Source organism: Kangiella profundi, from assembly GCF_002838765.1.
Classification (GTDB): domain Bacteria; phylum Pseudomonadota; class Gammaproteobacteria; order Enterobacterales; family Kangiellaceae; genus Kangiella; species Kangiella profundi.
This window is the reverse complement of the sequence record NZ_CP025120.1, coordinates 1,643,720-1,655,195: the sequence shown is the minus strand read 5'-3', so window position 1 is coordinate 1,655,195 and position 11,476 is coordinate 1,643,720. Positions and strand designations below refer to the sequence as shown.

Here is an 11,476-nt window from a genome sequence, read left to right as displayed (position 1 = left end):
TAATGATAGCTTGGATTGTATTAACACTGATAGCCCTGGCCTGGGCTGCCTGGCTCTTTGGTGGCGTTTTTAAGAGTTCCAATAAAAAACTACTGTACAGCGGTATGTTGGTGATTAGCTCTGTTTTAAGTCTCTTTATTTACTTCAAAATGGGCGCTCATGCGGAACTTGAAGCTCTAAGTGAAAAACACCAATCCTTGGCTGGACTTTCGCTGGTTGAACTAGCTGAAAAAGCTCAAAGTGATGAAATATCAGCGCTCGAGTTTTTAACTGAACTTCGCTTAAGAAGTGAACAGGATCCAGATAATAAGGAAAAGTGGCTTCAGCTAGGTCAGATCTTCCTGAGATTTGGTGAAATTGATGAAGCTGATCAGGCATTCGTCCGCGCAATTGATCTTGAACCAACTGATGCAAGTAGACTGCAGGTTGCGCAAATTTTTCTTGAGTCTGATGACCAGGCGGCATTTCAACGAGCTGATCGTCATATAGGTCTGGTCTTAATGGAACAGCCAAATCATGAAGGTGCTTTACTGATGCAAGGCGTTAATCAGTTTAAGCAGAAAAATTATCAGGCTGCTATCGATTATTGGCAGCGTCTGTTGAATATGCGCGATCCTGACAGTCAATCTGCACAGTTGATGCGTGAGCAGATTGCTCGAGCCGAACATCAATTGAAATTAAAACAAACCAATAATATACGTGTTTTTGTTGCTAACCTTTCTGAACTTCCTCTTGAGAAGTTTAGCAAGGCCTTCGTGCTCGTTCGCTCATACGCAGGTGGTCCGCCAGTTGCAGTTCGTTCTGTTGCACTTTCCGAGCTTGAAGGTGGGGTATTACTGACTCCAGGAGATGTCATGCTGCCTGATGTTGAGTTATGGCAAGCTCAGGATGTTATTGTAGAGGTTCGTCTTTCTGTTGAAGGTATTGCTCAGCCTGGAAGTGGAGATCAGTTCGGTCAAACTGAGCCATTAAATAAACTGACGCCCGGTGAACAGTTTCACATTGAGATTAATCAAACTGTGAATTAGGTTCGATCCTCTCTTGTTTTGACGTGACTTTCACAGGGAATGGTGGAAATTTGTTGTTAAGCTATTAATTTTATGTAACAAATAGCGATTAGGTTGGTCTAAAACCTGAATATTAACTATTCATAATAGTTTTTTTACAACACGTTAGGAGTCAATTCATATGTTAAACAAAGATAAAACCAAGTTAGCCTTAGTAGTATCTGCTTCACTAGCTGCTTCTACAGCAATCGGCACAGCAACCGCTGGCGAAAACCCATTCACTTTAAATGACTTACAGTCTGGTTATAACCTTTCTATGTTTGATGGCCATGGTAAAGATGGCGAAGGCAAATGTGGTGAAGGTAAGTGCGGCGAAGAAAAAGCCGAGAAAGCTGAAGAAGGCAAATGCGGCGAAGGCAAATGCGGTGAAGGTAAGTGCGGCGAAGAAAAAGCCGAGAAAGCTGAAGAAGGCAAATGCGGCGAAGGCAAATGCGGTGAAGGCAAATGCGGTGAAGGCAAATGCGGCGAAGAAAAAGCTGAGAAAACCGAAGAAGGTAAATGTGGTGGCTTAAGCTAATCACAAATTACAAATCTTCTTAGTGGCGACTCCGGTCGCCACTTTCCCTTCAAATAACTCTTTCTGGAGCAATAGTGAAACAACAAAAACTGATTACAGGTGCAGGATTAGGACTTCGTCGAGATTTTCTTGGCGAGTATGACGCACTCGATCGATCAGTAGTTGACTTTATGGAGGTGGCTCCTGAAAACTGGATTCCTTATGGTGGTCGACTAAAGGACCAGTTTAAACGTTACGCAGAGCGGTTCCCTTTTGTTATCCATGGACTATCCCTATCTATCGGTGGACCAACCCCACTTGATACTGATTTTGTTAAGCAAGTAGCGGAATTCATTAAGACCTATGACATTCAGTGCTACAGCGAGCACTTAAGCTACTGTAGTGATGATGGTCATATGTATGACCTTATGCCAATTCCTTTTACTGAGGAAGCTGTTCATTACGTCGCCAAACGTATTCAACAGGTACAGGATATTATTGGTCAGCAAATTGCTATGGAAAATGTGTCTTACTATGCGGCTCCCGGTCAGGAAATGAGTGAGTTGGAGTTTCTACTCGCTGTACTGGAAGAGGCGGATTGCAAATTACTGTTAGACGTTAATAATATTTACGTAAACAGCATTAACCATAAGTACAACCCTGAACAGTTTCTCAAGGCTTTACCCAAAGAGCGGATTGCCTACGGCCATATTGCTGGTCATTATGATGAGGCTGAAGACCTTAAAGTTGATACTCATGGCTCAGATGTCAAACCTGAGGTTTGGAACCTGCTGGATTTAGCTTATCAACAGTTTGGTGTGTTCCCGACATTGTTAGAGCGTGATTTCAATATTCCTATTATGGCCAAGTTACTGAAGGAAGTTGAACAGATAAAAGCACTACAAAACAAATACCAACAAGTTACTGCTGCTATCGCTTAGGAGTTCATGATGAATAAACATTCTGAATTGCCTAAATTCCAACAGATTCAATATGAATTCGCGAAAAATCTTCGTAACCCTGCAAAATATCAGGCACCAGAGGGCATTGAAGCCCGAAGAATGAAGGTTTACCAGGACCTGTTTTATAACAATATCCAAAACTTTTGCGCAAACAGTTTCCCTATATTACGGTCATTAATTGCTGATGATAAATGGCACCGCATGGTGCGTAGCTTTTTCACTGAACACCGAGCGCATTCACCTTATTTTGCTGATATTTCCGCTGAGTTCCTAAATTATTTATCAAATGAGCGCGATCCTGAGCAAGATGACTATCCTTTCATGACAGAGCTAGCGCATTGGGAGTGGATGGAGGTTTCGCTTTTAGCCAATAACCAGGATATTTTGGCTATTCCACACGATAGAAATGGTGACCTGTTTAATCAGAACATTGTAATCTCGCCATTAGCTGTAGCAAATGCCTATGAGTTTCCTGTTCATCGAATTGGCAAGGCTTATATTCCAGAAGAAAAGCCGGAGCAGCCAACGTTTTTAATCATCTGTCGTGATAGGAAACATAAGATTGAGTTCATGGAGACTAATCTTTTTACCTTCCGTTTATTGCAGATTTTCCTTGAACATCTTGAGCAGGGTAGTCAAATAACTGGCCAGCAGGCATTACAGCAACTCGCTGTAGAAACTCAGTTTCCTAACCCTCAGCAGTTAATCGAGGGTGGCAAGCAAATGCTTGATAGCCTGCTACAGCGTGATGTGATTTTAGGTGTCAATTCTTGAATTAAGGCCTGCAAACTCCAATAACAGAACTGGCGCAAACCAATCGAAACCTTTATTATTGCGCCATAGAAATACCAAAGGACTAAATAATGAAGTTTAACCGATTATTATTGGTTTTAAGTGTTTTAACCTTATCTGCTTGTGCGACAACTGACTCATCAAATCCTAAAGACCCATATGAAGAATATAATCGTGGTGTCTGGGAATTCAACCGTGCCATTGATAAGGCAATTCTTAAGCCAACCGCCGAAGGCTATCAGGCAATAACCCCTGATCCCATTGAAAAGGGTATCTCTAACTTTTTCAGTAACCTGGGTGAAATTGAAACTATCATCAATGACTTACTTCAGGCCAAATTTGGTAAGGCGGGACGCGATACAGGTCGCTTCTTAATTAATAGTACATTAGGCTTGGCGGGTTTTCTTGATCCTGCGACAGAGATGGGGCTTGAGCAAGAAAAAGAAGACTTTGGTCAAACCCTTGCTACATGGGGTTTTGACTCAGGGCCATACTTGATGTTGCCTTTTATCGGTCCATCAACTGCTCGTGATGGTATAGGTTTTGCTGTCGATAAAGCTGCGTTATACAGTCCCTATGATGAGCTGAATGACTCACAAACTGAGTGGAGCTTAAGAGCGTTAGATTTAATTCAGACACGCGCCGAATTGTTGCCGCTAGAGGAACAGTTGGAGCAAGCATTGGATGAGTACTCTCTGGTTAGAGATGCTTATTTACAGCGCCGAGAGTTCTTAATCTACGATGGTCGTCCACCAATTGAGGATGATTGTGAGTTTGAAGAAGACTGTGAAGACTGGTAATTTAATAAAAGCTCTACATACGGGATAAAAACACCATGCCGATGGATTTTAAAGACACTTTGGTAATTGCCATATCGTCAACTGCCTTATTTGATTTGGCAGAAAGCCATCGAATTTACATGGAGAAAGGCGTAAACAGTTATGCCCAATACCAGATAGATCATGAGGATGAGCTACTCAAGCCTGGTGCTGCTTTTGGTCTGGTCCGGAAGCTTCTTGCATTAAATGATGGAGCTAAAGATAAACCACGCGTCGAAGTGATACTTCTTTCTCGCAACAGTGCCGATACCGGCTTGCGCGTGTTCAATTCCATTGAAAACCATCGGCTGCAAATTACCCGTGCGGCTTTCACTTCTGGCAATAGCCCTTATCTTTATGCTGAAGCATTTGGAGCACATTTATTTCTCTCAACTAACCCAGTTGACGTTACCCAAGCGATAGAAGCTGGAATCGCTGCAGCGACGATTGTTGCGCCAACTCAGGCGAGCAATGAAAGTGACATTATCAAGTTTGCATTTGATGGCGATGCGGTACTGTTTTCCGATGAGTCTGAGCAGATTTTCCAAAGCGGTGGGCTGGAAGAGTTCACCAAGCATGAAAAGGCTTCTGCTCAAAAGCCCCTGGAAGGCGGCCCATTTAAAAACTTCCTGGCAGCATTGCACAAATTGCAAAAAGAATTTGGGACAGAAGATTGCCCGATTCGTACGGCATTAGTAACCGCAAGGTCAGCGCCAGCTCATGAGAGAGTCATAAGAACATTACGTTACTGGGATATTCGTATCGACGAAGCCCTATTTTTAGGCGGTATGGATAAAACTCGGTTCCTTAAAGCCTTTGGTGCTGATGTCTTCTTTGATGATCAGGAAGGCCATATTGAACGTGCCAAAGAGCATATTGCCAGTGGACACGTGCCAAATGGCGTTATCAACAAGAAGAAAGCACAATAACTAGCTATTCAAACCAATTACCTTTTCGTTTCCCCAAACATAAAGTTCGTTACATCTACTGGCTTGCTATTTACTACTGATTCGGGCATCTTGCTGAATACTTTTTAATGAATAATCAGCAAGATAGAAGCGGGAAATCAGCATGAAACACATAATTTCAGCAGTCTTTCTTTTTATCAGTTTCAGCACAATTGCAGCAACCATTGATGCACCAGAACGCAAAGAAGGTGAAGGTCCGTTCAAACGGCTAATCCTTCGCGGCGGTATCATTATTAATGGTGAAGGTGCACCCCCAACTGGTCCGGTGGATATCATCATTGAAGGCAATACCATTAAGAGTATCCGTTCAGTTGGTGCTCCCGGAGTTGCCATTGATGAATCTAAGCGACCTAAAGCTGGACCTAATGACAAGGTGATGGATATCAGTGGTCATTATGTTCTACCGGGTTTTGTCGATATGCACGCTCATATTGCTGGTAGTGTTGACGGTTTGCCTGCTGAATATCCTTTTAAATTGTGGCTTGCCCATGGTATTACCACAATTCGTGAGCCAGGCAGCTTTAATGGCCTTGACTGGACTTTAAAGCATCAGAAACAGAGCCAGCAGAATAAGATTACCGCTCCTAGAATTGTTCCCTACATTGGTTTCGGAATGGGCTGGGATAAAGAAATAACTACACCACAAGAAGCTCGTAAATGGGTTAGACACGTTGCGGATGAGGGCGCTGCGGGGATTAAATTCTTCGGTTTGCCTAAGGAGATGATGGAGGCAGCCCTTGATGAGGCTGCTAAGCAGGGTCTGGGAACCATGATGCACCATGCTCAGCTCAATGTGTATGGCACCAATGCGCTGGATTCAGCGCGTTTGGGATTAACCTCTATGGAGCACTGGTACGGTCTACCAGAAGCATTATTTACTGATAAAACCATTCAGGATTACCCGCTCGACTATAACTATAATGATGAATCTCATCGCTTTACCGAAGCTGGTCGTCTCTGGCAACAGGCTGCTAAAAAAGGGAGTGACCGCTGGAATGCGGTTCGTGATGAATTAATCGAACTCGACTTTACCATCAATCCGACTTTGACTATCTATGAAGCCAGTCGCGATGTTATGCGTGAACGCGAAGCCGAGTGGCATGATGAATACACTCATCCAAAACTACTTGAGTTCTTTGAGCCAAATCGTCATTCGCATGGTTCCTATTTCTTTGACTGGACGACTCAGAACGAAATTGACTGGAAAGAAAACTATCGTATCTGGATGAGTTTTTTAAATGACTATAAAAATCATGGTGGGCGGGTAACTACGGGTTCAGATACCGGTTATATCTACAAAATATTTGGCTTTGGCCTGATTCGTGAGTTTGAATTGCTACAGGAAGCTGGCTTTCATCCGCTAGAAGTGATTCAAGCTGCGACTTTAAATGGCGCTGAAGCACTGGGTATGGATGATAAAGTTGGTTCATTACGCCCAGGTAAATATGCTGACTTAGTGATTATTGAAGAAAATCCTATCGCGAACTTTAAGGTGTTATATGGCACAGGCCATTATCGTCTAGGGCTTGATAATGTTCCGCAGCGAGTAGGTGGTGTGAAGTACACCATTAAAGACGGCATCATTTTTGATGCGCGCAAACTGAGAGAGGACGTCAGAGCGCTAGTAGAAAAAGCCAAAAATACTAAGCAATAATATGCTAAAGCCTCTGCCCAATGCAGGGGCTTTTTTATTTTAAGATCTGAGTTAGAGCCTGTTCCAATTCTGGATATTCAAACTCAAACCCTGACTCTTCCAGTTTTTTCGGAATCACTCTCTGACCTGTCAGTAATATTTTAGCCATTTCACCAACAGTAAGCTTCAAGGCGAATCCAGGAACTGTCATAAAAGTAGGGCGGTTTAGTACCTTACCAAGTGTTTTAGTTAAAACTTCGTTGGTAACAGGATTGGGTGCGGTCAGATTAAAAGAACCTTGTAAATCTTTATTGTGAATCAAGTGCATGAGTGCACGGACATGATCGTTAATATGAATCCAGGAGAAATACTGATTGCCTGAGCCTAGCTTGCCACCAAGCCCAAACTTAAACGGTAAGGCCATTTGAGGAAGTGCTCCCTCATCACCCAGTACAACACCAGTACGAATGCAACAAACACGAACACCAAAACCCTCCGCACGATAGGCTGCATCTTCCCATTGGCTGCAAAGCCTGACCTGAAATTCGGATGCGCTACCGGAGGTTGAGCTCTCATCTAATATGTCATTGCCGCGTGCGCCATAGAAACCAATGGCTGAGCCACTAATCAGTGTGTGGGGTTTCTGTTCCTGCCTAGAGAACCAGTCAATGAGGTCATGAGTGGTGTCTAGCCGACTGGTTACGATTTCTTGCTTGTATTGGTTGGTCCATCGCTTAGCGGATAGGTTGGCGCCTGCAAGGTTAATGACAATATCTGCATGTTCGACCTGACTAAAGTCCTTAACCAGTTCTACATGCTTAAAAAAGAAATCATTCTCATACTTAGAAGGGGTTCTACTGATAACAATGATTTTGTAATTGTCCTTCTGTAATAAAGGAATCAAATGACGACCAATAAAGCCGGTACCACCTGTAATCAAAACTGTTTGCATAAGCTCCCTCAATTGCCAATAAAAACATGTTCAGTATAGCAATCTGTTTGTGCAAAGAAAGTGAAGGGGTTAGTTATTTCTATTTAAGGAAGCATGGCAGGGAAGGTATGAGTGAGTGGGGCGATTCGTGAATCGCCCTATAACTAAACTAACACTCAATAATATGAACCGCTAAACCACCGCGAGCAGTTTCTTTATACTTATCACGCATATCCATGCCTGTATCCCACATGGTTTTGATCACTTTATCCAGAGATACTTTATGCTCTCCGTCGCCACGCAGCGCCAATCGGGCAGCGTTAATGGCTTTTACTGAGCCCATGGCGTTACGTTCAATGCAAGGAACCTGAACCAATCCTCCAACGGGATCGCAAGTTAAGCCAAGGTTATGCTCCATGCCTATTTCTGCAGCGTTTTCTACTTGCTGCGGGCTACCACCCATCACTTCGGTTAATGCACCAGCAGCCATTGAGCAGGCTACGCCCACTTCTCCCTGACAGCCAACTTCTGCACCAGAAATCGAAGCGTTGAGCTTATACAAAATACCAATCGCACCGGCAGTCAGCAGGAAGCGAATGACTGCTTTTTCATCGGCGTTCTGATGAAAACGCATGAAGTAAAAAAGAACGGCTGGGATAATTCCCGCAGCACCATTGGTGGGAGCGGTAACCACGCGCCCCCCAGCAGCATTTTCTTCGTTAACTGCCAGCGCGTATAGATCAACCCAGTCCATCGCGCGTAGCACATCGTTTTCATTTGAATCGGATTTTAATTTTCGATAAATACCGGGAGCTCGACGTTTAACTTTTAAACCACCTGGTAATATCCCTTCACGATTACAACCGCGTTTGATGCAGTCTTCCATAACGTGCCAGATTTCCAGAAGTTTAGATTTAACTTCTTCTTCACTACGCCAGGACTTTTCGTTTTCGAGCATCAATGTGGAAATACAAATGCCCTCATCTTTACAGGTCTGGATAAGTTCCGCTGCCGTTGTGAATGGATATTTAACCTTGGTATCGTCTTCCATAATTGGAGTGTCTGCATCAATATCTTCATTAACGACAAAGCCACCCCCTACCGAGTAATAAGTTTTCTTGGCAATCTCATTACCGTCTTTGTCAAAGGCTAAGAAAATCATCCCATTAGAGTGACGAGGTAATGATTTTCTGCGATGCATGACGAGATCTTTTTCTTCGTTGAACTTAAGTTCCGTTGTACCGTTCAACTTAATTTTCTTTTCGCTACGGATGGTTTCTAAACGAGCGGGAATAATATCTGGATCGACTTCTTCTGGCAGGTGACCCTCAAGACCAATCATAACGGCTTTATCTGAGCCGTGACCTTTACCGGTTGCGCCCAATGAACCATAAAGTTCTGCCTTAACTCGACCAATAGAATCTAGAAGGTTTTTCTCTGTTAAAAACTCAATAAAACGATGCGCTGCTCGCATTGGACCTACCGTGTGCGAACTGGATGGGCCGATACCAATGCTGAACATGTCAAAAACGCTAATTGCCAAGGTGAAACCTCAAAAAGATTATTACTAAATTAATAGTCCGATTGTACTCGCTCTGGCAGTCAGTTGCTATGGCTAGCTAATCAGACCAGATGCGGCTTTTAACAATTGGATATAAACGATAGCAGTGATAGATAAGATAGGATTTATAGAGTGCGTATCAGCTTAGAAAATTGCACGATAATATTGGCCGTAGCCCCCCAGATATTGCGATTCTCATAAGGTATTGAATAAATCGAGTAGCGCATACCTCCATATTCTCGATAGGAATGATTTTGATTGGCGGGATCTATAACAAAGTCCAGCGGAACTTCAAAAGCGTCTGCGACTTCGTCTTCACACAGACGCATCTCATAATGTTCCGCAACGTGTGCCACTATTGGCTGAATCATAAAGCCGGAAATCGTCGGTTGCAGCGGTAGTTTGCCCAGCACATTGATTAACTGATCGGGAATGCCTACTTCTTCATGAGTTTCGCGCAGGGCAGTGTGAATCAGGTCTTTATCAGTTTTATCCATGCGACCGCCAGGGAAGCTAATTTGGCCAGCATGGTGGCGCAGGTGATCGGTACGCTGGGTCAGTAAAAGCTGTAGTCCCTGTTCCCGTTCAACCACCGGCACCAGAACTGCGCTTGGTCTAAGCGTGGTTTCTTTGGGTGTAATTTCGTTAGCCCGAGCTAAGGCTTGTTCGATATCAATCAGCTTAATCATCTTTAAGAACAGGTAAAATTTTACTTAATTTATGCAGGGTTTCCTGATACTCATTTTCTGCCTCGGAATCTGCAACTAAACCTCCACCGCCCCAGGCATAAATCGAGTCATTTTCGGTGACCAGGGTGCGTATGGCGATGTTCGAATCCAGCATTCCTCTAAAGTCATAATACAGTACTGAGCCACAATAGATACTACGTCTGTGTGGTTCTAGCTCTTCTATGATTTCCATTGCTCGGACTTTCGGCGCGCCCGTAATAGAGCCGCCGGGGAAGCAGTATTTCAGAAGTTCAATGGCATCTTTGTCTTGAGCCAAATCTGCTTCAATAGTGCTAACCAGATGATGCACTGAGGTAAAAGTCTGTAATTCAAAGAGCTTGGTTACTTTAACTGACCCTGTTGCAGCGCTGCGGCCAATATCGTTACGAAGCAAATCTACAATCATCAAGTTTTCTGCACGATCTTTGATACTGTTTTGTAATTCATCCGATAGGCGTTCATCTTCTACCGGATCTTTTGAGCGTGGACGAGTACCTTTGATTGGCTGAGTAATGACATGGCTCTTATTTTTCTGCTTTTCAACCTGTATAAAACGCTCGGGTGACACCGAAAGTATCTGCTGATGCTCAAGATTCATGTATGCCGAGAAAGGAGCCTGATTGTGCTCGGTTAATTTAAGGTAAGCATTCCACGGATGGCCTGAATATGGCGCTTTGAAACGCTGGGCCAGATTAACCTGATAACAGTCTCCAGCGTGAATATAATCATGAATCTTCTGATAGCGCTCGATATAACCTTGTTGGCTCATGTTGGATTGCCAGTCATCGGAAAGCTGGAATGGCTCAAAGCTATCATTTGCGGTTTGCTCATAATAGTTTTCAAATTCACGAACAATGTCCTGCCAATAGCTATCGCAATAATCCGAATACTTGATCAGATAACACTTTTGCTGTTCGTGATCGCTGATAAAGCCCCACTCATACAGACCAAAGGCCATTTCAGGCAACTGGATATCTTTTTCTGCGACAGTTGGCAGCTTTTCCACATAACGACCTAGGTCATAGCTACAATAACCGGCAATGCCACCATGAAAAGGTAGGCGTGAAAGCTCTTTAGGTAAGGGCAGGTGGTCTGCCAGTCCCGCCTTATAAAATTGACGCAAGTCCTCAAATGGTTTGTGGCTTGGATTAATGCCTAACCCTGTAATCTCGGTATGCCCATCGCTAAAGCGAATCATGGCTCTTGGTCTGGCCAAAATCAGGTCAAATTTGGCTGCCTGATGGGTGGTTTTTCCGCTATCCAATAGTAACGCCCAGGGTTCGTCAGCGAACCATGAGAAAAGGTCTCGAAGGGCGGCAGGTTCTCGGTAGGGAAATTCAACAAACTGAGCTGTGTTTTGTGTGTTTTTCATGCAGATAGATTAAAAAAGAGTCAAATTGACGGCTAAATCTGAATAATTAGCGTCCAAAATTTGGGAAACGCCATTGCCAGCCTGTATAATGTTCTGCCGATTTTAGAGGTTTGTTTGCTTCTTGTATAGCGAAGCACAAATTTACTCA

General features: G+C 43.6%; 11 protein-coding genes. 7 read left to right on the top strand and 4 right to left on the bottom strand.

Going from position 1 to position 11,476, the window contains the following annotated elements; translation table 11 throughout:
* The first annotated feature begins 2 nt into the window (after positions 1–2).
* The 7 genes from CW740_RS07685 (at position 3) to CW740_RS07655 (ending at position 6,757) form a co-directional block, all read left to right on the top strand.
* On the top strand, positions 3–1,028 hold the full coding sequence (locus tag CW740_RS07685) for a tetratricopeptide repeat protein (protein ID WP_106646966.1): 1,026 nt from the start codon (positions 3–5) through the stop codon (positions 1,026–1,028).
* Between the two features lie 160 nt (positions 1,029–1,188).
* A complete protein-coding gene (locus CW740_RS07680; protein WP_106646965.1) occupies positions 1,189–1,584 on the top strand; it encodes an HvfA family oxazolone/thioamide-modified RiPP metallophore in 396 nt (131 codons plus the stop codon).
* Positions 1,585–1,658: 74 nt separating this feature from the next.
* Complete coding sequence (locus CW740_RS07675; RefSeq protein ID WP_106646964.1) at positions 1,659–2,504, top strand: HvfB family MNIO-type RiPP peptide maturase; 846 nt, start codon at positions 1,659–1,661, stop codon at positions 2,502–2,504.
* A gap of 9 nt (positions 2,505–2,513) precedes the next feature.
* On the top strand, positions 2,514–3,299 hold the full coding sequence (locus tag CW740_RS07670; protein WP_106646963.1) for an HvfC family RiPP maturation protein: 786 nt from the start codon (positions 2,514–2,516) through the stop codon (positions 3,297–3,299).
* 89 nt (positions 3,300–3,388) lie between these two features.
* Positions 3,389–4,117 carry an MlaA family lipoprotein gene (locus tag CW740_RS07665; protein ID WP_106646962.1) on the top strand — a complete coding sequence of 243 codons (729 nt, stop codon included), beginning with the start codon at positions 3,389–3,391 and terminating at the stop codon, positions 4,115–4,117.
* A 35-nt stretch (positions 4,118–4,152) separates the two neighbouring features.
* Positions 4,153–5,064 (top strand): 5'-nucleotidase, encoded by a 912-nt coding sequence (locus CW740_RS07660; protein ID WP_106646961.1) that lies wholly within the window; start codon positions 4,153–4,155, stop codon positions 5,062–5,064.
* A 142-nt stretch (positions 5,065–5,206) separates the two neighbouring features.
* Positions 5,207–6,757 (top strand): amidohydrolase family protein, encoded by a 1,551-nt coding sequence (locus CW740_RS07655; RefSeq protein WP_106646960.1) that lies wholly within the window; start codon positions 5,207–5,209, stop codon positions 6,755–6,757.
* Between the two features lie 34 nt (positions 6,758–6,791).
* Here CW740_RS07655 and CW740_RS07650 read toward each other — a convergent pair whose 3' ends face one another.
* The 4 genes from CW740_RS07650 to pabB form a co-directional block, all read right to left on the bottom strand.
* Positions 6,792–7,688, bottom strand: a complete 897-nt coding sequence (locus CW740_RS07650) for a TIGR01777 family oxidoreductase (RefSeq protein ID WP_106646959.1) — start codon at positions 7,686–7,688, stop codon at positions 6,792–6,794.
* Positions 7,689–7,836: 148 nt separating this feature from the next.
* Positions 7,837–9,210 carry an L-serine ammonia-lyase gene (locus tag CW740_RS07645; protein ID WP_106646958.1) on the bottom strand — a complete coding sequence of 458 codons (1,374 nt, stop codon included), beginning with the start codon at positions 9,208–9,210 and terminating at the stop codon, positions 7,837–7,839.
* 143 nt (positions 9,211–9,353) lie between these two features.
* A complete protein-coding gene (locus CW740_RS07640) occupies positions 9,354–9,917 on the bottom strand; it encodes a CoA pyrophosphatase (RefSeq protein ID WP_106646957.1) in 564 nt (187 codons plus the stop codon).
* The gene (gene pabB, locus CW740_RS07635) at positions 9,910–11,328 is read right to left on the bottom strand and encodes an aminodeoxychorismate synthase component I (protein WP_106646956.1); all 1,419 of its coding nucleotides are present in this window, start codon (positions 11,326–11,328) and stop codon (positions 9,910–9,912) included. Before pabB ends, CW740_RS07640 begins: the two co-directional genes overlap by 8 nt.
* Positions 11,329–11,476 lie beyond the last annotated feature (148 nt).

What these genes read in the sequence shown, in the direction of transcription:
- CW740_RS07685 (WP_106646966.1), top strand. Translation starts at nt 3, where the DNA reads ATGATAGCTTGGATTGTATTAACACTGATAGCCCTGGCCTGGGCTGCC.
- CW740_RS07680 (WP_106646965.1), top strand. Translation starts at nt 1,189, where the DNA reads ATGTTAAACAAAGATAAAACCAAGTTAGCCTTAGTAGTATCTGCTTCA.
- CW740_RS07670 (WP_106646963.1), top strand. Translation starts at nt 2,514, where the DNA reads ATGAATAAACATTCTGAATTGCCTAAATTCCAACAGATTCAATATGAA.
- CW740_RS07665 (WP_106646962.1), top strand. Translation starts at nt 3,389, where the DNA reads ATGAAGTTTAACCGATTATTATTGGTTTTAAGTGTTTTAACCTTATCT.
- CW740_RS07660 (WP_106646961.1), top strand. Translation starts at nt 4,153, where the DNA reads ATGCCGATGGATTTTAAAGACACTTTGGTAATTGCCATATCGTCAACT.
- CW740_RS07655 (WP_106646960.1), top strand. Translation starts at nt 5,207, where the DNA reads ATGAAACACATAATTTCAGCAGTCTTTCTTTTTATCAGTTTCAGCACA.
- CW740_RS07650 (WP_106646959.1), bottom strand. Translation starts at nt 7,688, where the DNA reads ATGCAAACAGTTTTGATTACAGGTGGTACCGGCTTTATTGGTCGTCAT.
- CW740_RS07640 (WP_106646957.1), bottom strand. Translation starts at nt 9,917, where the DNA reads ATGATTAAGCTGATTGATATCGAACAAGCCTTAGCTCGGGCTAACGAA.
- pabB (WP_106646956.1), bottom strand. Translation starts at nt 11,328, where the DNA reads ATGAAAAACACACAAAACACAGCTCAGTTTGTTGAATTTCCCTACCGA.